This window comes from Halobellus sp. H-GB7 (assembly GCF_030848585.1).
Taxonomy (GTDB): Archaea; Halobacteriota; Halobacteria; order Halobacteriales; family Haloferacaceae; genus Haloquadratum; species Haloquadratum inordinatus.
On record NZ_JAVDDW010000001.1, the window covers coordinates 74,890 to 94,730 of the forward strand.

General features: G+C 66.7%; 23 protein-coding genes. 13 read left to right on the forward strand and 10 right to left on the reverse strand.

From position 1 onward, the window contains the following. Window positions 1-28 precede the first annotated feature (28 nt). Window positions 29-835 carry a shikimate dehydrogenase gene (locus RBH22_RS00330; protein WP_306676159.1) on the reverse strand — a complete coding sequence of 269 codons (807 nt, stop codon included), beginning with the start codon at window positions 833-835 and terminating at the stop codon, window positions 29-31. A 223-nt stretch (window positions 836-1,058) separates the two neighbouring features. Between RBH22_RS00330 and RBH22_RS00335 the strand changes: the two genes are divergently transcribed. From RBH22_RS00335 to RBH22_RS00355, 5 genes are all read left to right on the forward strand, one after another. Next, entirely contained in the window at window positions 1,059-2,381 is a 1,323-nt protein-coding gene (locus RBH22_RS00335; protein ID WP_306676160.1) for a sodium:calcium antiporter, read from the forward strand. Between the two features lie 66 nt (window positions 2,382-2,447). Then, window positions 2,448-3,875, forward strand: coding sequence for a D-aminoacyl-tRNA deacylase (locus tag RBH22_RS00340; RefSeq protein WP_306676161.1), 1,428 nt, complete (start codon window positions 2,448-2,450; stop codon window positions 3,873-3,875). 212 nt (window positions 3,876-4,087) lie between these two features. Then, entirely contained in the window at window positions 4,088-5,248 is a 1,161-nt protein-coding gene (gene ftsZ, locus RBH22_RS00345) for a cell division protein FtsZ (protein ID WP_121568921.1), read from the forward strand. A gap of 171 nt (window positions 5,249-5,419) precedes the next feature. Continuing rightward, complete coding sequence (locus RBH22_RS00350; protein ID WP_103992772.1) at window positions 5,420-5,593, forward strand: protein translocase SEC61 complex subunit gamma; 174 nt, start codon at window positions 5,420-5,422, stop codon at window positions 5,591-5,593. Between the two features lies 1 nt (window position 5,594). After that, window positions 5,595-6,047 carry a transcription elongation factor Spt5 gene (locus RBH22_RS00355; protein ID WP_121568920.1) on the forward strand — a complete coding sequence of 151 codons (453 nt, stop codon included), beginning with the start codon at window positions 5,595-5,597 and terminating at the stop codon, window positions 6,045-6,047. Window positions 6,048-6,217: 170 nt separating this feature from the next. On the opposite strand, the gene RBH22_RS00360 is transcribed toward RBH22_RS00355, so the two are convergent. After that, window positions 6,218-6,520, reverse strand: a complete 303-nt coding sequence (locus tag RBH22_RS00360; RefSeq protein WP_121568919.1) for a hypothetical protein — start codon at window positions 6,518-6,520, stop codon at window positions 6,218-6,220. 143 nt (window positions 6,521-6,663) lie between these two features. On the opposite strand from RBH22_RS00360, the gene RBH22_RS00365 reads away from it, so the two are divergent. Next, the gene (locus RBH22_RS00365; protein ID WP_306676723.1) at window positions 6,664-7,452 is read left to right on the forward strand and encodes a PHP-associated domain-containing protein; all 789 of its coding nucleotides are present in this window, start codon (window positions 6,664-6,666) and stop codon (window positions 7,450-7,452) included. 34 nt (window positions 7,453-7,486) lie between these two features. Here the strand turns inward: RBH22_RS00365 and RBH22_RS00370 are convergent, their stop codons facing one another. Both RBH22_RS00370 and RBH22_RS00375 read right to left on the reverse strand, forming a co-directional pair. After that, window positions 7,487-8,053, reverse strand: coding sequence for a metal-dependent hydrolase (locus tag RBH22_RS00370; protein WP_306676162.1), 567 nt, complete (start codon window positions 8,051-8,053; stop codon window positions 7,487-7,489). A gap of 92 nt (window positions 8,054-8,145) precedes the next feature. After that, window positions 8,146-8,658 carry a CinA family protein gene (locus tag RBH22_RS00375; protein WP_306676163.1) on the reverse strand — a complete coding sequence of 171 codons (513 nt, stop codon included), beginning with the start codon at window positions 8,656-8,658 and terminating at the stop codon, window positions 8,146-8,148. A gap of 88 nt (window positions 8,659-8,746) precedes the next feature. On the opposite strand from RBH22_RS00375, the gene RBH22_RS00380 reads away from it, so the two are divergent. Both RBH22_RS00380 and RBH22_RS00385 read left to right on the forward strand, forming a co-directional pair. Next, window positions 8,747-9,868, forward strand: coding sequence for a pyridoxal phosphate-dependent aminotransferase (locus RBH22_RS00380; protein ID WP_306676164.1), 1,122 nt, complete (start codon window positions 8,747-8,749; stop codon window positions 9,866-9,868). 106 nt (window positions 9,869-9,974) lie between these two features. Then, entirely contained in the window at window positions 9,975-11,255 is a 1,281-nt protein-coding gene (locus RBH22_RS00385) for a TRC40/GET3/ArsA family transport-energizing ATPase (protein ID WP_306676165.1), read from the forward strand. Window positions 11,256-11,276: 21 nt separating this feature from the next. On the opposite strand, the gene RBH22_RS00390 is transcribed toward RBH22_RS00385, so the two are convergent. Next, a complete protein-coding gene (locus RBH22_RS00390; RefSeq protein ID WP_306676166.1) occupies window positions 11,277-12,146 on the reverse strand; it encodes an SDR family oxidoreductase in 870 nt (289 codons plus the stop codon). Between the two features lie 122 nt (window positions 12,147-12,268). Between RBH22_RS00390 and malQ the strand changes: the two genes are divergently transcribed. The 4 genes from malQ to RBH22_RS00410 all read left to right on the forward strand — a co-directional run bounded on the left by malQ (window position 12,269) and on the right by RBH22_RS00410 (window position 15,797). Next, a complete protein-coding gene (malQ, locus tag RBH22_RS00395) occupies window positions 12,269-13,759 on the forward strand; it encodes a 4-alpha-glucanotransferase (RefSeq protein WP_306676167.1) in 1,491 nt (496 codons plus the stop codon). An 83-nt stretch (window positions 13,760-13,842) separates the two neighbouring features. Beyond that, window positions 13,843-14,766 carry a DNA glycosylase gene (locus RBH22_RS00400; protein ID WP_256546429.1) on the forward strand — a complete coding sequence of 308 codons (924 nt, stop codon included), beginning with the start codon at window positions 13,843-13,845 and terminating at the stop codon, window positions 14,764-14,766. 74 nt (window positions 14,767-14,840) lie between these two features. Beyond that, window positions 14,841-15,329: a DUF555 domain-containing protein gene (locus RBH22_RS00405; protein WP_306676168.1), complete on the forward strand. Its 489-nt coding sequence runs from the start codon at window positions 14,841-14,843 to the stop codon at window positions 15,327-15,329. A 96-nt stretch (window positions 15,330-15,425) separates the two neighbouring features. After that, window positions 15,426-15,797 (forward strand): group 1 truncated hemoglobin, encoded by a 372-nt coding sequence (locus tag RBH22_RS00410; RefSeq protein ID WP_256546431.1) that lies wholly within the window; start codon window positions 15,426-15,428, stop codon window positions 15,795-15,797. A gap of 136 nt (window positions 15,798-15,933) precedes the next feature. Here the strand turns inward: RBH22_RS00410 and RBH22_RS00415 are convergent, their stop codons facing one another. After that, a complete protein-coding gene (locus RBH22_RS00415; RefSeq protein ID WP_121568910.1) occupies window positions 15,934-16,170 on the reverse strand; it encodes a UPF0058 family protein in 237 nt (78 codons plus the stop codon). Between the two features lie 288 nt (window positions 16,171-16,458). On the opposite strand from RBH22_RS00415, the gene RBH22_RS00420 reads away from it, so the two are divergent. Then, window positions 16,459-16,866, forward strand: coding sequence for a translation initiation factor IF-2 subunit beta (locus RBH22_RS00420; RefSeq protein WP_121568909.1), 408 nt, complete (start codon window positions 16,459-16,461; stop codon window positions 16,864-16,866). A gap of 90 nt (window positions 16,867-16,956) precedes the next feature. Here RBH22_RS00420 and RBH22_RS00425 read toward each other — a convergent pair whose 3' ends face one another. The 4 genes from RBH22_RS00425 to RBH22_RS00440 form a co-directional block, all read right to left on the reverse strand. Continuing rightward, entirely contained in the window at window positions 16,957-17,136 is a 180-nt protein-coding gene (locus RBH22_RS00425) for a hypothetical protein (protein WP_121568908.1), read from the reverse strand. Window positions 17,137-17,327: 191 nt separating this feature from the next. After that, window positions 17,328-18,398: a transcription initiation factor IIB gene (locus RBH22_RS00430; protein ID WP_256546432.1), complete on the reverse strand. Its 1,071-nt coding sequence runs from the start codon at window positions 18,396-18,398 to the stop codon at window positions 17,328-17,330. Window positions 18,399-18,623: 225 nt separating this feature from the next. After that, complete coding sequence (gene corA, locus RBH22_RS00435) at window positions 18,624-19,622, reverse strand: magnesium/cobalt transporter CorA (protein WP_306676169.1); 999 nt, start codon at window positions 19,620-19,622, stop codon at window positions 18,624-18,626. Next, window positions 19,619-19,783: a hypothetical protein gene (locus tag RBH22_RS00440; protein ID WP_306676170.1), complete on the reverse strand. Its 165-nt coding sequence runs from the start codon at window positions 19,781-19,783 to the stop codon at window positions 19,619-19,621. Before RBH22_RS00440 ends, corA begins: the two co-directional genes overlap by 4 nt. Between the last annotated feature and the right edge of the window lie 58 nt (window positions 19,784-19,841).

Genomic DNA, 19,841 nt, shown 5'->3' on the forward strand with positions numbered 1-19,841 from the left:
GCTCTCGCCCCCGCCAGTCCCTCGATCCTTACTCCAACTCAGCCCGCAGCGCCTCGTTCATCGCGTCGACCGGCGCGTCGCGTCCGGTCCAGCGCTCGAACGCCTCGACGCCCTGGAACAGGAGCATCCACGCGCCGTCGATGGTCGTCGCGCCCACCTCGGCGGCTTCCCGGAGCAACCGCGTCTCGATCGGCGCGTAGACCGCGTCGAGCACGGCGAGGTCAGCGTGGAGATGGTCGGCCGGAACGGGGGTCTCGTCCGCGTCGGGCTCCATCCCAACGCTCGTCGCGTTGACGAGGAGGTCGGCGTCGGCGACGCGGTCGAGCGTGTCGAGGCCGCCCGCCGTCGCGCCGGGCACGTCGGCCGCGAGCGACTCCGCGCTCTCGACCGTCCGGTTCGCGATGTGGACCGACGCCCCGGCGTCCGCGAGCGCAAACGACGCGGCCCGGCCGGCCCCGCCCGCGCCGACGACGACCGCGTCGCGACCGTCGATGGCGACGCCGTGGTGCGCGAACGAGCGTTCGACGCCCGCGACGTCCGTGTTGTACCCCTGCGGCGTCTCGTCGGAGAAGTCGATCGTGTTTACCGCGCCGACGCGGCGGGCGACGTCGTCCGATTCGACCGCGTCGAGGACGTCCTGCTTGAACGGGATCGTGACGTTCAGCCCCGCGATTCCGAGCGTCTCCGCGGCCGCGACGGCCTCCGCAGCGGCGTCGCGGTCGGGTTCGAAGGTGACGTAGCGCGCGTCGATCCCGAGCGCCTCGTAGGCAGCCTCGTGCATCGGCGGCGACAGCGAGTGCTCGACCGGATTCCCCAAGAGTCCGTATACATCCATACCCACGCGTCGCCACGCGATCGAATTAAATGGTCGCCCGGCGGCCAGTCTCGCGCGTCTCCGGCGGCGTCGCGGCCGCGCTCACGCTGTCGCTATCACTGATACTATCGGACAGCAGTTCGTGAATGATGTTGGCACCCACGGGATGCCGATACTTTTCACATCGTTCTGTCCGACAGTATGAACCGCAAGAGATAGGCGGGGCAAGCGGCCACTTTGAGTGATGACTTCGCGCTTACGCCACCCGCTCACCGCCGTCGCGGGGGGCGTCGTGTTGACGCTCCCGTGGGTCGTCGCGTGGGCGACGGGACTGGCCGACGGCTTCGCGCCGCTCTCGATCGTCGGCGTCAGCGGCCTCGCCGTCCTCGGGGCGTCCTTCCTCCTCGCGTGGGGGGCTGAGACGGCTGAGAAAGACGTGCCGCGGGCGTTCGCGCTGGCCGTTCTCGCCGTTCTCGCCGTCGCCCCCGAGTACGCCGTCGACGCGCTGTACGCCTGGCAGGCGGCGACCGACCCGGCGAAGGCGAACCTCGCGGTCGCCAATATGACCGGCGCGAACCGCATCCTCATCGGTCTCGGCTGGTCCGGGATCGCGCTGTTCTCGATCTACAAAGCGACCGCCAGCGGCCGTGACGATGGGAGCGTCGTCAACCGCGAGGGCACGCTCCGCGACGCCGTGAAACTCGATCCGAGCATCTCGACGGAGATTCTCTTCCTCTTTTTGGCTACGATCTTCGCCTTCTTCGTCCCGCTCAGCGGCGGTATCGACATCGTCGACACGGTCGTCCTCGTCGGTCTCTACGTCACCTACATCGCGATCATCGTCCGCGGTGACGTCGACGACCACGACGAACAGGTCGGCGTGCCGGCGTACTTCCAGTCGTATCCCCGGAAGGTCCGCGTCCCCATCGTCCTCACGCTGTTCGTCTACTCCGGCTTCCTGATCATCACCGCGGTCGAACCGTTCGCGCACGGACTGGAGCGATTGGGACTGCAGTACGGTATCCCGGAGTTCTTTATGATCCAGTGGATCGCGCCGCTGGCGTCTGAGAGCCCCGAACTCATCGTGACCGCCTACCTCGTGAACAAGGCGCGGGCGACGGCGGCGTTCAACGCGCTCATCTCCTCGAAGCTGAATCAGTGGACGCTCCTGATCGGGACGCTTTCGGTCGTCTACAGCATCTCGCTCGGCTCCTACGGCGTCTTGCCGTTCGAGTTCAAGCAGGCGGCCGAAATCTGGCTCACCGCCGCACAGAGCTTCTTCGCGCTCGCGGTCCTCGTGAATTTCCGCATCAGCGTCCGCGAGGCGGTGACGCTTCTCGTCCTGTTCGTCTCGCAGGTCGTCATCGAGTTCGCGCTCATCCGAGTCTATCCGGAAGCGCTCGCGGAGACGTACTCGATCTACCTGCTCTTGGCGTACTCGGTCGTCTACGTCGTGCTCGCCGCCGGACTCCTCGCCAGCCGTCGGCGTGACCTCCAGCGACTCGCCAAACTCACCGTCGCCAACATCCGCGGGACGCCGATGCCGGAACCGGAGCGCGCGGACTGAGCGACGAAGCGTCCGCCTTCCCGCCGCTCCGAGAGTTTTTATACCGAGCGGCGACGACTCCCGGTCGTGATCGGACTGGTCGTCAGCCGCGCCGACTCCGCCTCGGTCGCGATCGGCGAGGCACTCCGCTCGCTCGTCGAGTGGGAATCGCACAAAGACACCGCGCGCAGCGACGCCGACGGTGGTGGGACGTACTACCGCTACGAGGACTTCGAGCTCCGGGAGTTCGACGCCTGGCACCTCGAACTCGACGGCGTCGCGGCCGCCTTTTCGGAACAGCCCGCTTTCGTCGCCTTTCTCTCGCGGCACTCGGGTGATACCGGCCCGCTCCTGACAGCGCACTTCACGGGGAACTTCGGGCCGGCCGAACACGGCGGTGAACTGGGCGAGCTGGCTCGCACGTGTCCGAACGTCCAGCGAGCGGTCGTCGAGGCGTTCGACCGCCACGCGCCCGAGGGCTACGACGTCGGCATCGAGTGCACGCACCACGGCCCGAGCGACGTCGGCGCCCCTTCCCTGTTCGTGGAACTCGGCAGCAGCGAGACCGAGTGGGACGACCCCGAGGGTGCCGCGGCCGTCGCCCGCGCAGTGCTTTCGCTTTCGGGGTCGGCTCCGGACGCAACGCGGTCCGTCGACGCTGCCCCGACCGGCGGCGCCGACTCGGGCCACGAACCGCGCCAGATCGTCGGATTCGGCGGTGGCCACTACGCACCCCAGTTCGAACGGGTCCTCCGCGAGACGGACTGGGCGATCGGCCACATCGGTGCCGACTGGGTCCTCCAGTCGATGGGCGCACCCGAGGCGAACGCGGCGGTCGTCGACCAGGCGTTCGAGCAGTCGGCGGCGACACGCGCGCTCGTCGCCGCCGACGATCCCGAACTCGAAGCCGTCATCGACGACCTCGGCTACCGCGTCGTCGGCGAGACGTGGCTCCGCGTCACGACCGGCGTCGACCTCGACCTCGTCGAAACCCTCGAAGCAGCGCTCTCGCCGATCGACGCCGGACTTCGGCTCGGGACCCCGGCGAGAGACGCCACCGACGACGTGGCCGACCGCGACGCCTTCGACGTCGTCTCGCTCCCCGACGACCTCCTCGCGGAGGCCTCGGGCATCGACCAGGCGGCGACGATGGAGGCCGCAAGCGCCACGCTCCTCGCCTTCGAGACGGTCGAAGGCGGGACGAAACCCCAGGAGAACGCCGCTGTCGACGACGCCAGCGCTCTCGACGCGCTCGCTGACGCGCTCGCTTCCATCCTCGAATCGAAGTACGACGAGGTCCGCAGGGAGGACGACCGCGTCGTCGCGACGCGAGAGACGTTCGACCCGGCGGCGGCAGCCGAGTTGGGCGTCCCGGAGGGGCCGGCCTTCGGCCGACTGTCCGCGGGCGAGACCGTGGAGGTCGACGGGCGCGAGGTCACGCCCGCGGAGGTCCACGCCGAGGAGACCGTAACGTTCCCGGTCGGCAGCGCGCTCCGGCCGACGAACTCGCCGTAGTCTGCGCGTCGCATTCGACCTCATACGGCCGCCGATTCCTGACCGCTTCGCCCATCGATCCCTGGTCGATCTGACTGTCGACTCCCAGCGGATCATCCCCTCGCCCCCGGGAACTCCGCCGAACCCCCGCGTCAAGCCACCTGAGCGTCAGACGCGCGTCCGACGAAAGGGGGAAAGATAATTAGGCTGTATTCGGTACGAATGGCCATACTATGGACTCCATCGTCGACGATGCGATAGACGAGGCCGAGGAGACGGGGGATGGGAACGCCGTCGACGCACCCACGGGCGGGGAGATGCCCCGCACCGGAACGATGACCGACGAGGAACTGCAGGAAGTCCTCGTCGACCTCCAGACTGACATCACGGTCGTCGGCTGCGGCGGCGCCGGCGGCAACACCGTCAACCGAATGCACGAAGAGGGCATCGAGGGCGCGACGCTGGTCGCCGCCAACACCGACGTCCAGCACCTCGTAGAGATCGAAGCCGACACGAAGATCCTGATGGGCGAACAGAAGACGCAGGGCCGCGGCGCGGGCTCGCTCCCGCAGGTCGGCGAGGAAGCCGCCTTAGAGTCCCAAGAGGAGATCTACGACTCGATCGACGGCTCGGATATGGTGTTCGTCACGGCCGGGCTCGGCGGTGGGACCGGCACCGGCTCGGCCCCGGTCGTCGCGAAGGCTGCTCGCGAGTCCGGCGCACTTACCATCGCCATCGTCACGACGCCGTTCACCGCCGAGGGCGAGGTCCGCCGAACCAACGCCGAAGCGGGGCTCGAACGCCTCCGCGACGTCGCCGACACCGTCATCGTCGTGCCGAACGACCGCCTGCTCGACGCGGTCGGCAAACTTCCGGTTCGCCAGGCGTTCAAAGTCTCCGACGAGGTGCTGATGCGCTCGGTGAAGGGGATCACCGAACTCATCACAAAGCCCGGGCTGGTCAACCTCGACTTCGCCGACGTGAAGACCGTGATGGAGCGCGGCGGCGTCGCGATGATCGGCCTCGGCGAGTCCGACTCCGAATCGAAGGCCCAAGACTCCGTCAAGAGCGCGCTCCGCTCGCCGCTCTTGGACGTCGACATCTCGGGGGCGAACTCCGCGCTCGTAAACGTCACCGGCGGGTCGGATATGAGCATCGAGGAGGCCGAGGGCGTCGTCGAAGAGATCTACGACCGGATCGACCCCGACGCACGGATCATCTGGGGGACCTCCGTCGACGAGGAGATCGACGGCACGATGCGGACGATGATCGTCGTCACGGGCGTCGAATCGCCGCAGATCTACGGCCGCAGCGACGACGACGAGGCCCAACCCCAACCGCAGGCCCCGCCACAGGGACAGGCCGGCGGCGCCGAGATCGACTACGTCGAATAGCGACCCTATCCCCGTCGCGTGGTTCCGTCTCTCGGGACCCTCGACTGTTGGTTCCGTACTGCTGCTCTGGGACTTCCGGTTTTTGCTTCATCACTTCCCTCCAGTGCTGCCGCAGCGCGAAGCGGGCATCAATAGATAGAAAAAGCCCGGCATACAAGCTACGGCACAACGATGGACGTCAAGTACGACCTGACCAGCTACGTGCGGGTGCTGAAGCTGGCGAGCACCCCCTCGTGGGAGGAGTTCTCACAGATTGGTCTCATCGCCGGCGCCGGCATCGTTCTCGTCGGCTTCCTGGGCTTTCTCATCTACGCGGTGATGAGCTTCCTCCCGGGGGGTGTCTGACGTGCCGATCTACTCGGTGAAGACGACCGCCAGCCAGGAGCGGACGGTCGCCGATATGATCGCCAACCGCGAGGAACCGGAGATCCACGCCGTGTTAGCTCCGGACTCGCTCACGAGCTACGTGATGGTGGAATCGGACAACGATGCCGTGATCACGCGCGTTCTCGAGGAGATTCCGCACGCTCGCGGCCTCGTCAAGAGCGGCGGGGAAGCCGGCCGCTCCTCGATCGCGGAAGTCGAGCACTTCCTCTCGCCGACGCCGGACGTCGAAGGCATCGCCGAGGGCGACATCGTCGAACTGATCGCCGGTCCGTTCAAGGGCGAGAAGGCTCGCGTCCAGCGGATCGACGAGACGAAAGACCAGGTCACAGTCGAACTCTACGAGGCGACGGTTCCGATTCCGGTCACCGTCCGCGGCGACCAGATCCGCGTCCTCGACAGCGACGAGCGCTGAGCCGTTTTCCCGCCGGTCGGTAGTGTCCACGTCGTCGTGAGAGCGGCCTGTGCGCAGTCGAGACGCGAAAACGGGCACTGGGTCGCAGTGTCAGGAGGGCGACGGCGACGACGACCCCGGCGTATGCGGACGGGACCTGGCGAATACGGATGGGAGCGCTCCGGCGACGCTCACAGCGCGTCGCGCCGTTTGAGTTCTTCGACGACGTCCCGGAGGTTAGCTTCGTCTTCGATATCTGCCTTGATGTCTTCGCGGACGCGCACGGCCGTCGAATCTGCGTCGTAGGCGCGCACGTACTCCGCTCGGGAGTGTTCCTCGAAGGCGTGCCGGATCGCGAAGTAGCCGTCCGGGACGATGCTGCCACAGACCGTACACTCGTGGCGGGCGTGTTCCACCGTCTGGTGTATGATCGCGGACTCGACGTCCTCGAAGCGCTCCCCACAGTCGCCGATGCCGCACTTCCACAGGGACATATCGGAACGCACGCACAGGTCCGACAAAACCGTTCCGCAGCGGATGAGAAATAGAAATCACTAACCCGGCGCCGTGCAGACCGACGGACGTGACCGACACGGCCGCGTCCGGACCGGACCAAACGAGTGACGCCGATTCGAACGTGGCGGCAGCCGTACGCACCGACGGCGGCGCGGCGACGACTACCCGAGTCGACCCTCACGTGAAGATCCTGAACGAGCGCGTCGTCGCTCGTGCGAAGGCCCGCGGCCTCGACGCCTTAGTGTACGCGCCGCATTTCGTCCGCCTGCCGACGATCCGCGAGCGCGCGGAACGCTTCTCGGACGACGACCTGCTCGTCGTCCCCGCCCGCGAGGTGTTCACCGGTTCCTGGCGGAATCGGAACCACGTCCTCGCGATCGGGCTCTCCGAACCGGTCCCGGACTTCATCTCGCTCGACGGCGCGCTCGCGGAGTTCGACAGACAGGACGCGGCCGTGCTCGTCCCCCACCCGAACTTCCTCAACGTGAGTCTCGACCGCGAGACGATCGCAGCCTACGCCGAGCGAATCCACGCCGTCGAGACGCACAACTTCAAGGTGCCCTCGCGGCAGAACCGCCACGCTCGACCCCTCGCGAACGACGTCGGTCTCCCGGGGTTCGGCTCCTCGTACGCCCACCTCCGCGGCAGCGTCGGCGAGGTGTGGACGACGTTCGAGCGCGCGATCGACTCCGCGACCGACCTCGTCGACGCGCTCCGAGAGCAAGCGCCCCGTCGCGTTCTCCGGCGCAGCGGCCTCGCTCACTCCGTTCGCGGACTGACCGAGTTCGCGCATCTGGGCTATGAGAACTCCTGGGGGAAGATCGACCGACTGTTTCTCTCGGGAATGGAGCCAACCCATCCGGGACACGTCGCCTACGAAAATCGATTCGACGACGTCAGAGAGTACTGACCTCCGTCTCGGAGACCGGTTCAGTGCTGTTCGTTCACAGTCCGATGAAGACCCCGAACGTGTTCGTCGCCTCCGCCAGCGACGTGTCGAGCGCGAAGACGTAGTTGTGGACGAGCGCGAGCAACACCAGTTCGAGCACTGTCACGAGGACCGTCACTCGGATCGCCCAGCTGCTCGACGTCGCCACGCCGGTCGGGAGGTCGTACTCGGTTGCCGAAAACGGGTAAAAGAGCGCGATCCCGCGCTTCGAGCCGACCATATCGAGGAGGTAGTGCGTCGCGACCCCGATCCAGACGAACTGGAGGTTCCCGAAGACGTAGGGAAACGCGAGGAAGATGGCCAGGATCGGCAGATTGTGCAGCGTCTTTCGGTGGCGGCCGAACGCGGTGTCGACGTCGGGAAAGAGCGCGCCGAGGACGACCGGCAGCGACAGTTCCGCGACCGACCAGGCGGTGTCGCTGGCGAGCGTCACGGCGGCGTCGACCGTGACGGCCCCGCTCTCTCCCCCGACGAGCGGTCCCGACGTCGGATCCACCGAGAGAATCACCCCGAGTCCGATCGCGAGGAGCGCCCCGTTCAGCACGTGCCCGTCTTTGTTCATCGGCTGTGAGTCTGCGTGCCGCCCCTACAAACGTTGTGTCTCATCGAGCGCCGCGCCGTCGGCCACTTTCGCACCCCGTCAGACCGTCCCGGCTACGCCTCCACGGCGACGAGGAGTGTTTCGAGCGCCTGCCGTGCGATCTGCTCTTTGATCTCGGTTCGACCGCCGTCGAACTCGTAGCGCTCGACGCGCGTGTAGGACTCCCCTGTTCCCCACTCGCCCCGATAGGCGACGCCGATGAAGACGGTCCCGACCGGCTTCTCTGCCGTGCCGCCGTCCGGCCCGGCGATCCCGGTGGTCGAGATTCCCCAGTCGGTCCCGGCGGTGTCGCGGACGCCGGCCGCCATCTCGTGGGCCACCGGCTCCGAGACCGCCCCGTGTTCGTCCAGCGACTCCCGTGAGACGCCGAGCGCAGTCAGTTTCGCGTCGTAGGAGTACGTCACCAGCGAACGGTCGAAGTAGTCCGAAGAGCCGGGGATGTCGGTCAGGAGCGACCCGATCAGCCCGCCCGTGCACGACTCGGCGACGGCGACCGTCTCGCCCGTCTCGCGGAGGGCGTCGCCGACGCGGACTTCGATCGGGGGATCGGATGCGAACTCTCGCATACCCGTGTGGTGGGCGGCGAACAGTAAAGAACGCCCGCACGGCGCGGTCGAAAAACACACCCTTCTCGCATCCGTCGCCGCAGACGAGATGACAGAGACGGACGACGCGTACGACGAACCGCTCTTCTACCGCGTCATCCAGTACGCCGTCGCCGCCGACCGCGACGTCGTGACGATGGTCTCGGGCAACCCCGACTGGGGACCACCGGAGGCGCTCCGAGATGGACTCGAATCCTACGCCGACAGCGACCCGCGAGACTTCCAGTACCCGGCGAGCGAGGGGCTCGGTGCGCTTCGCGAGGTGATCGCTGAACGGCGGAACGTCGACGAATCGCGGCTGGTCGTCACCAACGGCGCGGCCGAGGCGAACTACCTCGCGATGGCGGAGGCGATAGAGCGTGGGTCGGGGTCGGAGTTCCTCCTGACCGACCCCGTCTACCCGTACTACCCGGGGAAGGCGACGATGCTCGGCGGCGACGTGACGCGCGTGCCCGTCCACGACGACGGCCACGTCGACGTCGCGGGGATGCGTGAGGCGGCCTCGTCCGACACGGCGATGATCGTGCTCAACACGCCGAACAACCCCACCGGCACCGTCTACAGCCGCGACGCCGTCGCCGAAATCGCGGACGTCGCTGCCGAGCACGACGCCCTCCTCCTCGTCGACGAGGTGTACGACCACTTCGACTTCACCGGACGCTTCGAGAGCGCGCTCACGCTCGACCGCGAGCACGTCGTCGTCACTTCGTCGTTCTCGAAGTCGATGGGGATCACGGGCTTTCGCGTCGGCTACGGCGTCTTCCCCGACCACCTCGTCGGCGATGCGAGAGCGCGGCATATGCTCGTCAACGTCACCGGGAGCCGCCCCGCGCAGGCGGCCGTCGCCAACGCCTTACAGGAGACGCCTCCGTCGTACTACGAGTCCGTCCGCGACACGCTCCGCGAGCGGATCGACGCGTTCACCGACGCGCTCGACGCGGCCGGCGCGGACTACACCACCCCGGAGGGCGCGTTCTACGTCCTGGCGCGCTTCGAGGACTTTCCGGGGACGATGGCGAACGTCGAGCGACTGATCGACGAGGCCGGGGTCGCGGGGATGCCCGGCGAAGCGTTCGGCGAGGCCTACGACGACTGGATCCGCTTTGCGCTCTGTACCGACCGGGCGGCGGAGGCGGCGGACCGACTCGCCGCGTACTTCGACGACCGCTGAAGGCTGCGGGCGGTGCAAGCGTACGCTGAGCGGACCGCGTTGGCTCGGGCGACTCTCGCATCCGCCGACCGAGAAGTACACAAGTCCGCATCTCGTCCCCCCTCGTATGTCGAGTATCGACGTCGACGCCGCCGACGAGGGCGACGACGCGCGTACCGAGAGCGACTCGCCGGAGGAGAGCCACGACCACACCGTCGACGTCGAGGCGGTCGATCACGTCGACCCGATCGAAGACGCCGAGGACGCGACGGGGCTGCCCGACCAGGTCGACGCTCCCGACTACGTCCTCTACGGCGGGAAAGGGGGAGTCGGCAAGACGACGATGGCGGCCTCGACGGCGCTCGCATCCGCGGCCGCGGGCACGGCTACGCTCGTCGTCTCTACGGACCCGGCGCACTCGCTGTCGGACACGCTCGACGTCGACGTGCCGGCCGAGCCGACGCGGATTCGCGAGGACATCCCGCTGTACGCCGCCGAGATCGATCCGGACTCGGTCGTCGCCGGCCCGTTCGGCGGCGAGGCCGGACCGGGGGCGGCCGGATCGGGCGCTGCGGGCGATGCAGGCGCAGGAGCCGGATTCGGATCTGACGCCGACGCCAGCAGCGGATTCGATCAGAACGCGGACGTCGAGGACAACCCCTTCGCCGGCGGCGACGCGGCGGGCGCAGGGGCGTCGCCCTTCGGCGACCTCGGCGGGATGGAGGACCTCATCGGCAGCGCGATGGGTCCGGGGTCGATGCCCGGCGCCGACGAGGCGGCGGCGATGCAGCAACTGATGGAGTACCTCGACGACCCCCGATTCGACCGGGTCGTCGTCGACACCGCACCCACGGGGCACACGCTCCGACTGCTCGAACTCCCGGAACTGATGGACTCGATGGTCGGCCGCATCGCGAAGTTCCGCCAGCAGTTCTCGGGGATGATGGAGGGCGTCAAAGGAATGTTCGGGATGGGCAACGAGGAGAACGCCGCCGCGCCCGACCTCGACGAACTCCGCGAGCGGATCGAACGCCTCCGGACCGTCCTGCGCGATCCCGCGAAGACGGACTTCCGCGTGGTGATGATTCCCGAGGAGATGAGCGTCGTCGAGTCCGAGCGCCTCGTCGAGCGCCTCGACGGCTACGGCATCCCCGTCCAGACGCTCGTCGTCAACCGCGTGATGGAGGACCTCGCTGAGGTGACGAGCGCCGACGTCGACGACCGCTGGGTGGTCTCGCCGGACTTAGAGCACTGTGAGTTCTGTCAGCGTCGCTGGCAGGTCCAGCAGGACGCCATCGGTCGCGCGACCGAACTGTTCAGGAGTCGGGACGTAAAGCGCGTGCCGCTTCTGGCCGAAGAAGTGCGCGGCGAGCGGGCGCTCCGCGTCGTCGCGGCGTGTCTGGAGTAGCGAAACGCGCAGAACCGCACGCTAGAGTTTTCTGAGGTACCGGTAGGCGGTGTCGAGCCACCGCGCAGGGAGGTGTCGCGCCAGCACCGAGACCCGCGCGGCCGTCCCGGGCTGATACCGGGGTCGTGGCTTCGTCGAGGAGGCGGCGTCGAGGATGTCCTCTGCGACGCGCTCGGCCGAGATTGCGCCGAGTCCGCCGCCGCCGATCAGTTGCGTGTCCGAGAAGAGTTCGTAGAACGACTCGTACGCGCCCGAGCGTTCGATTCCCGGGATGTCGTCGGCGTCGTCGCCGTCGCCTCTGTCCCCGTCGTCGCCGTGGACCTCACGCTCGACGCGGTCTGTGAACTGCGTCTCGACCGGGCCGGGTTCGACGACGACGACGTCGATGCCGTACTCGTCGACCTCGTTGCGGAGCGCGTCGCTCATCGCTTCGAGCGCGAACTTCGACCCCGCGTAGATGCCGCCGCCGGGGAACGAGACTCGTCCCGCCGCGCTGGAGACGTTCACGACGGTGCCGTCTTCCTGTTCGCGCATATGCGGGAGGACCGCGCGAAGCAGTCGATGCGGCCCGTAGACGTTCACCTCGAACTGCCGGTGGACCTGCTCGGTGGGGACGTCTTCGACCGGCCCCATCTGCCCGAAGCCGGCGTTGTTGACGAGACAGGAGATGTGGCCCTCCTCTTCGATGATGCGGTCGACTACGCGGTCGACGTCGTCTTGATCGGTGACGTCCAGGGTGGCGATGTTGCAGCCCTTCTCACCGAGCGTCTCGATGTCTGCTGGGTTGCGGGCCGTGGCGTAGACGCACCAGTCCTCCTCGAGGAAGGCGAGCGCCGTGGCGCGGCCGATGCCGGACGAACAGCCGGTGATGAGGACCGTCTTCGGATGCACGATCCGAGCAACGACCCGCGCGGTGTTAATTGTGTGCGGTTCACGGCAGGCCGCCCGCCCCGGTGCGCGCCGGCGTCGGCCCGTTGCCACACGCTTAACTTTCTGCCCGGGGTGGTCCGAGTATGCGATTCGATCGACGGTCCGGGGTCTTCCTCCACGTCACCTCCCTGCCCGGCCCACACGGCATCGGCGACCTGGGCCGCAGCGCCCGCACGTTCCTCGATTGGCTCGCGGACGCAGCGCAGTCGTATTGGCAGTTCTGCCCGGTCGGCCCGACGGCGTCGGTCCACGGCGACTCGCCGTACCAGGCGTACTCCGCGTTCGCGGGGAATCCGCTGCTCGTCAGCCTCGACCGACTCGTCGACGCCGGGTATCTGGACGAGGCGGACCTCGAACCGGTCCCCTCGTTCCCGGCGCACGACGTCGAGTACGACCGCGTCCGCGAGTACAAAACCGAGACGTTGCGGCTCGCGGCCGAGCGGTTCCACGCCGACGCGGACGACGCCGACCGCGAGGCGTTCGCGGCGTTCCGCGAGCGCGAGTCGGCCTGGCTCGACGACTACGCGCTGTTTATGGCGTTGCGGACGCGGTACGACGGCGCGTGGACGTCGTGGCCCGAACCGATCCGGACGCGCGACCCGGACGCGCTGGCGACCCACCGCGAGGAGTTGGCCGACGAGGTGGCCTACCGCGAGTTCGTCCAGTTCGTCTTCGATCGGCAGTGGCGTGCGATGCGAGAGTACGCCAGCGAGCGCGGCATCGACCTCGTCGGCGATCTCCCCATCTACGTCGCGCTCGACAGCGCCGACGTCTGGGCGAACCCGGAGGCGTTCGATCTGACCGACGACCACGAGCCGGCGGCCGTCGCCGGCGTCCCGCCGAACCCCGGCGACGAGGGCCAGCGCTGGGGGAATCCCGTCTACGACTGGGACGCGCTCTCAGAGACCGGATACGACTGGTGGCTCGCGCGACTCGAACGCCTCCTCGAACTCGTCGACGTCACGCGTATCGACCACTTCAAAGGCTTCGACGAGTACTGGGCGATCCCCGCCGACGCCGAGTCGCCGGCGGCTGGCGAGTGGCGCGACGCGCCGGGCGTGGACTTCTTCGAGACCGTCGAAGCGGAACTCGGCGAACTGCCGTTCGTCGTCGAGGATCTCGGGTTCCTCGATCAGGGGCTCGTCGACCTCCGCGAGCGCTTCGACTTCCCGTCGATGCGCGTGCCTCACTACGCCGACTGGTGCCGCGAGGGCGATATGTACCAGCCGATGCACTACCCCGAAAACAGCGTCGGCTACACCTCGACGCACGACACGAACACCCTCGTCGGGTACTACGACGCGCTCCCGCCGCGCCAGCGCGACTGCCTCGAGTACAACATCGGCGCGGACGGCTCGGAGATCCACTGGTCGATGATCGAGGCAGTCTGGCGCTCGGACGCCGTGCTCGTCTTCACGACGATGCAGGACGTCCTCGGCCTCGACAAACACGCGCGATTCAACCGCCCGGGAACCGCGCTGGGCAACTGGACGTGGCGCTGCACCGACGAGGCGTTCGAAGACGACACCGCGGCGCGGCTCGCGCGCGTTACCGACGAGCACATCCGAAACTGAGCACTACGTCCCCGCCGCCCAGTTCCCACCCGCTCCTCGACGCATCGAAACCCGGATACGCGCCTGGGCCGTCCACTGTCTCGATGACGTTCGAATCCGGCGCGATCCCGCTCTCCTCGATCCCCGGGCCGTTCGATCTCCAGGCGACGCTCGAAAGCGGCCAGTCGTACCTGTGGGACCGCGCCGACGGACGGATGTACGAGTCGATGGACGTCTACGGCGGCGACGCGTGGTACGAGACGGTCGTGCCGCCGGTCGACGGCGTCACCGACGAGGACGTCGTCGTCCGCGTCCGCCAGCGTGACGGCGACCTGGAGTGGGAAGCGACGACCGACCCCGTGCCGCTTTTGACGCACCTCCTGCGCCTCGACGACGACCTCGACGCGATCTACGCGGCGACGCCCGACGACGACCTCATCGAGCGCGCCTACGACGCCTACCGCGGGATGCGACTCGTCCGCGACCCGCCGTTTCCCTGTCTCGTCTCGTTCATCTGCTCGGCGCAGATGCGCGTCTCGCGGATCCACGGGATGCAGATGGCGCTCGCCAGTGAGTTCGGGACGCACCACGATGTCGACGGCGAGGCCTTCGAGGCGTTCCCGACGCCTGCGCAGTTGGCCGCACAGAGCGAGGACGACCTCCGCGACCTGAAACTCGGCTACCGCGCGCCCTACGTACAGCGGACCGCAGCGATGGTCGCCGGCGGAGAGGCTCACCCCAGCGAGGCCGTCGGTCGCGACTACGAGGACGCCCGCGAGTATCTGACGCAGTTCGTCGGCGTCGGCGACAAGGTCGCAGACTGCGTGTTGCTGTTCTCGCTCGGCTACCTGGAGGCGGTCCCACTCGACACTTGGATACAGGGCGCCATCGCCGAGCACTTCCCCGAGTGCGACCGCGGCAACTACACCGAGACGTCGCGCGCCCTCCGCGAACGTCTCGGCGGCGAGTACGCCGGTTACGCCCAGACGTACCTCTTTTATTACCTCCGCGCTCGCGGCGACGACTGACCGGCGATCGGTTTGATCGGATATTGGTATCGATCGGCGAACCTTTGATGCCACGGGCGACCGTACTATCCTGTATGGACTGCAGAGTCGTCGTCGAGGCCGCGATACCGGTGTACGACGTGACGACGCCCGACGAGGCGATTCGGATCGCCATCTCGAAGACGGGCGAGATGCTGAATCCGGATCTGAGCTACGTCGAGATCTCGATGGGTTCGCGCACCTCGCCCGACGGCGAGGAACTCCCGCCAGCGTTCATCGCGGCCGACGAGGCGCTCGTCGCGCTGGAACTGGAGATGACGGTCTTCAACGTCGAACAGGAGGAACACGCCTCCCGGATCGCCCGGAAGGAGATCGGCCAGCGGCTCGAAAACGTCCCGCTGAAGGTTCTCTCGGTCGAGCCCGTCGAGGAGGGTGACGAGACCGACGAGGACGCGACAGGCGAGGAAGAATCCAACGAGCACGGCAGAAACGGCGCGGACTCCGAGACCGAAGACAGATCGACCGACGATTCGGCAGACGACGACCTCATCCCCGAGTTCGACGACCTCGTCGAAGACGGCTGATCGGCGTTGCGGACGGGTGTCCGCGCGGTTCTTCTCTCTCGGTACGTATCCGTGGGAGCCGACAGTATCGTGAGGCTGCAGTACTCACCGCGAGATATGGTGAACGAGACGCTGTACGATCGACTCGGCCAACGCGAGGGGATTCGCACCGTCGTCGACGACTTCTACGACCGACTCGTCGCGGACGAGGACATAGGCCCGTTCTTCGAGGACGCTGACGTCGAACGTCTCCGACAGACACAGACCGACTTTCTGTGTGAGGCCGCGGGTGGACCCGAAACGTACGACGCTGCTCCGATCCGCGAGGCGCACCTTCACGTCCCGTTCACTGAGGAGCATATCGAGCGCGCTATCGAGCACCTCTCGGATAGTCTCGACGCGTTCGACGTTCCGGAAGACGACGCCGCGAAAGTCGTGCAGGCCGTCGCGGCGTACGAGGAGGAGTTACTGGCGCGCGCGGACCGGTGAGCAGGCGGCTACAGACGCGATCGTAGGTAGATCGGATGCGACGCGCGTGGGTGCGCCGGCGGACGACGGCCCCGTGTGTCGCTGTGGCTATCGCTCTGAGACGTGGTGTGCGGAGGATGCGGCGAGTCGTCGGGGGTCAGTCGGCGGCGGCTGCGACGCGGTCCTGCTCGACTTCGTCCATCGAGGAGGTGATTCCTTTGACTAGTTTAAAAACGGCGGCTTTGTGATCGGTTTTCGACTTGTGAATCGAGGTCGGTCGGACGCCGAGTTCGTTGTATGCTTCGAGCGAAACTTCCTCGTCTTCCCACGCTTCGACCTGTGTGTGTACTTCCGCAAGCAGGCCGTGAAGGTGGATGAGCTCCTGCTTCTTCATGAGCAAAAGTCTGTTGAGACTCGAAGAATATATTACTATCCTGAGTCTCGTTAACACGGACCTGCCGAATATCCCGATGAAACGCCCCAAATCGACCGATTTCAGGTCGACAATGATGAAGGATTCCGGGACGGCCCACCGATTATCCGGTTATTGTTGGACAAGTGTCATTGATCGTTATACTGTTCTATACATCAGGGCCGTAAAAAGTGTTTCTAGAGAAACACGAACCACGACAGGATCGACAGTATATGAACGCTTTACACGACGCGGCCCCATAACGAGGGTATGGACTACGACGATCAACTCGACCGCGCACTCGACCAGTCGCCCGACATCGCCGAAGGTGGAGACCGGTTCGAGGTCCCGGATCCGGAGGTCCGCCAGGAGGGCAACGCCACGGTCTGGGAGAACTTCGAGTCGACGCACGACCGGCTCGCGCGCGACCCGGATCATCTGGTCCGGTTTCTGCAGTCGGAGCTCGGGACGAGCGCGCAGATCGACGACCGCGGCCGCGCGCGCTTCACGGGCGACTTCAAACAACGGCGGGTCGCGGAGGCGCTCGAAACGTACGTCGACGACTTCGTCACGTGCAGCGAATGCGGATCGCCGGACACGCGACTCGTCGAAGAGCGCGGCACGACGATGCTGAAATGCGACGCCTGCGGCGCGCTCTCGACGGTTCCTGACCTCTGATACGGTCGCGAGGACGGACCTGGGTCGCCCCGAGGTCCGTAGCACGATGCCAGTCGCGTCTGCCGCGGGCCGTCGGCACAGCCTGCTGCTTCACTCGAACTGTTTTACGGTGTCGAGGTCGCGTTCGGTCCGCATAAACTCCGCGAGCCGACGGGTCGCACCGCAAGAAGAGCACGTGTAGTTTTCACGGTGATTGGGTAGCGACGTCGGCTTCGCCTCCCAGCCTTTCCCGCATTCAGGGCACAGCAGTCGGACAAACGCTTCGACCATAGCCCAATCGACTCCCGGTACGTCAATAAAGGTTGTTGCGCCGGTACCGCCGACGGCCGAATAGCTGCCCGACAGGGGCCGTCCCGGGCCCCCCGACGAGGACCGTCCCGGGCCGTTCGTCCGCGTGGACGATTCGGTCCGTTCCGTCTCCTCCCGATTCGCTACGTCCTCCCTCGGCGCTGCTTCGTCGCCTACGCGAGCATCCCCGGGTCGTCGACCTCGAGGAGCTCTTTGTACCGGTTCCGGATCGTGACTTCGGAGACGTCGGCGACCTCGCTGACCTGGCTCTGGGTCACCTTCTCGTTGGTGAGCAGGGCGGCCGCGTAGACGGCCGCGGCCGCGAGGCCGACCGGCGACTTCCCCGAGTGGATCGCGGCCTGCTTCGCGTTTCGGAGCAGCTGTCGCGCCTGTCGTTCGGCCTCGTCCGAGAGGCCGAGTTCCGAGGCGAACCGGGGGACGTACTGTTCGGGGTCTGCGGGCTCGACTTCCAGTTTGAGCTCGCGGACGACGTAGCGGTACGTCCGAGTCAACTCCATCTTGTCGACGCGCGAGACGCGCTCGATCTCGTCGAGCGAGCGGGGCGTCCTGGCCTGTCGGGCCGCGGCGTACAGCGCGGCGGTCGCGACGCCCTCGATCGAACGGCCGGGAAGTAGGTCCTCGCTCAGCGCGCGGCGGTAGATGACCGACGCGGTCTCCCGAACGTTTTCCGGGAGGCCGAGCGCCGAGGCCATCCGGTCGATCTCGCCGAGCGCCTGTTTGAGGTTGCGCTCTTTCGAGTCGCGCGTGCGGAAGCGCTCGTTCCACGTGCGGAGGCGTTGCATCTGCTCGCGCTGTCGCGACGACAGCGAGTTGCCGTAGGCGTCTTTGTTCTGCCAGCCGATGTTGGTCGACAGCCCCTTGTCGTGCATCAGGTTCGTCGTCGGCGCGCCGACGCGAGATTTGCGGTCGCGCTCGGCGCTATCGAAGGCCCGCCACTCGGGGCCGCGGTCGATCGAGCCCTCGTCGACGACGAGGCCACAGTCCGCACAGACCGTCTCGCCGCGGGCTTCGTCGGTGATGAGCGTGCCGCCACACTCCGGGCAGACGTGCTCTTCTGCTTCGGTCTCTTCTTCGTGAGCGTGCTCTTCGTGCTCGCTCTCGGTGCGTTCTCCGTCGGTTCGCGTTTCAGTATTGTGGGTTGTCACTTGTGTATCGTCCTCGCGTTCGTCCGCTTGCCGTGTGCTGCGGCCCGCTACGTGCTCTCTGGTGCGTGTGTCACTCATGATGGGGAGGGAGGTTCGTTCGCGACCGGGAGGAATAAGAGAGAACCCGGCCCGAACTGACCTTACTATCTGTAAGTACCCGAAGTATTTAAATATTTTGGCGGCTGAAAGCCGATTATTCACGATCTTTGAGCCCCAATACGTGCATATTAGCCCTCAAACGACCTGCCACTGGTGGCCCGCCGAGGCTATATATACGTTCCGAAGGTTTCGGGGGGCTGTCGCTCAGAGCCAGCCCTCTCGCCGAAAGTGAACGAGCAATATTGCCGTGACCAGTCCCATTCCGCCGACGACTGCGGGATAGGCGTACGGCCACGTCAGTTCCGGGAGGTTCGTCGCGTGATCGCCGAAGTTCATCCCGTAGACGCCGACGACGAACGTCAGCGGGATGAAGATCGTCGCGACGACAGTCAGCCGCTTCATCACGTCGTTCGTCGATTGAGAGACGACGTTGAGGTAGATGTCGCGCGTTCCACGCGTGAGATCCCGGTACGTCTCGGTGAGATCGACGATCTCGACCAGGTGGTCGTAGACGTCGCGGTAGAACTTCTCTGTCGGTTCGCTGACGCGCTCGACGTCGCCACGCGCCAGCACCCCGACCGCCTCCCGCATCGGCCAGACGACCTTCCGGAACGAGAGCAAGTCCCGCCGGACGGCGTTGAGCCCCTCGATGAGTCCCTCGTCCGGCGTCGAGAGGATCGCCTCCTCGATCTCTTCGATCGTGTCGCCGACGGTGTCGAGCAGGTCGAAGTAGTCCTCGACGGCGTGGTCGATCACGCGGTAGGCCGCGAAATCCGGCCCCTGTTTCAGCGTCCGACCCTCCTGATTCTCGACGGACTGCCAGACGTCGGAGACGACGTCGACGTGCCCGGTTTCGGCCGTCACCGTCACGAGCCAGTCGCTGCCGAGAAACAGCCCGATCGGCTGCGTCCGGATCTCTTCGTCGAACGTCGTCTCGCCTCGTTCGAGCGCGACCGTCTTCACTAACACGAACGTGTGGCCCTCGAACTCTGCGGTCTTCGGCCTGACGTCGCCGCGAACGTCCTCCATCTCCAGCGGGTGCAACGAGAACGCCTCGGCGACCATCTGCTCTTCCTCCCGTGTCGGCGCGCTCACTCGGACCCACGTCGTTCCGGGGGCTTCGCGTGCCGCTCGGAGATCCGATTCGTTCTCGATCGTGTGGTGGTCGACCCGCCCGACGTCGTAGACGATCGCCGAGATCACGTCGCTTCACCCCCGTCGTAACCGATGGCGTAGAGCGTCACACCGACCATCACGCCGACGATCGTCACCGAGCGCCCCGGATACGGCGCGGCGACACCGACCGCGTACCCGACGAGAGCGAGCGCGGTGAGCGAGATCCCGATCAGCCGCGTTCGTCGCATAGCTGACACTCTCGGAGCGAGGACAAAAGCGTTGTTCGGGTCAAAAACGGGTGCGGTG

What these genes read in the sequence shown, in the direction of transcription:
- RBH22_RS00330 (WP_306676159.1), bottom strand. Translation starts at nt 835, where the DNA reads ATGGATGTATACGGACTCTTGGGGAATCCGGTCGAGCACTCGCTGTCG.
- RBH22_RS00335 (WP_306676160.1), top strand. Translation starts at nt 1,059, where the DNA reads ATGACTTCGCGCTTACGCCACCCGCTCACCGCCGTCGCGGGGGGCGTC.
- ftsZ (WP_121568921.1), top strand. Translation starts at nt 4,088, where the DNA reads ATGGACTCCATCGTCGACGATGCGATAGACGAGGCCGAGGAGACGGGG.
- RBH22_RS00350 (WP_103992772.1), top strand. Translation starts at nt 5,420, where the DNA reads ATGGACGTCAAGTACGACCTGACCAGCTACGTGCGGGTGCTGAAGCTG.
- RBH22_RS00360 (WP_121568919.1), bottom strand. Translation starts at nt 6,520, where the DNA reads ATGTCCCTGTGGAAGTGCGGCATCGGCGACTGTGGGGAGCGCTTCGAG.
- RBH22_RS00370 (WP_306676162.1), bottom strand. Translation starts at nt 8,053, where the DNA reads ATGAACAAAGACGGGCACGTGCTGAACGGGGCGCTCCTCGCGATCGGA.
- RBH22_RS00375 (WP_306676163.1), bottom strand. Translation starts at nt 8,658, where the DNA reads ATGCGAGAGTTCGCATCCGATCCCCCGATCGAAGTCCGCGTCGGCGAC.
- RBH22_RS00380 (WP_306676164.1), top strand. Translation starts at nt 8,747, where the DNA reads ATGACAGAGACGGACGACGCGTACGACGAACCGCTCTTCTACCGCGTC.
- RBH22_RS00385 (WP_306676165.1), top strand. Translation starts at nt 9,975, where the DNA reads ATGTCGAGTATCGACGTCGACGCCGCCGACGAGGGCGACGACGCGCGT.
- malQ (WP_306676167.1), top strand. Translation starts at nt 12,269, where the DNA reads ATGCGATTCGATCGACGGTCCGGGGTCTTCCTCCACGTCACCTCCCTG.
- RBH22_RS00400 (WP_256546429.1), top strand. Translation starts at nt 13,843, where the DNA reads ATGACGTTCGAATCCGGCGCGATCCCGCTCTCCTCGATCCCCGGGCCG.
- RBH22_RS00405 (WP_306676168.1), top strand. Translation starts at nt 14,841, where the DNA reads ATGGACTGCAGAGTCGTCGTCGAGGCCGCGATACCGGTGTACGACGTG.
- RBH22_RS00410 (WP_256546431.1), top strand. Translation starts at nt 15,426, where the DNA reads ATGGTGAACGAGACGCTGTACGATCGACTCGGCCAACGCGAGGGGATT.
- RBH22_RS00415 (WP_121568910.1), bottom strand. Translation starts at nt 16,170, where the DNA reads ATGAAGAAGCAGGAGCTCATCCACCTTCACGGCCTGCTTGCGGAAGTA.
- RBH22_RS00420 (WP_121568909.1), top strand. Translation starts at nt 16,459, where the DNA reads ATGGACTACGACGATCAACTCGACCGCGCACTCGACCAGTCGCCCGAC.
- RBH22_RS00425 (WP_121568908.1), bottom strand. Translation starts at nt 17,136, where the DNA reads ATGGTCGAAGCGTTTGTCCGACTGCTGTGCCCTGAATGCGGGAAAGGC.
- RBH22_RS00430 (WP_256546432.1), bottom strand. Translation starts at nt 18,398, where the DNA reads ATGAGTGACACACGCACCAGAGAGCACGTAGCGGGCCGCAGCACACGG.
- RBH22_RS00440 (WP_306676170.1), bottom strand. Translation starts at nt 19,783, where the DNA reads ATGCGACGAACGCGGCTGATCGGGATCTCGCTCACCGCGCTCGCTCTC.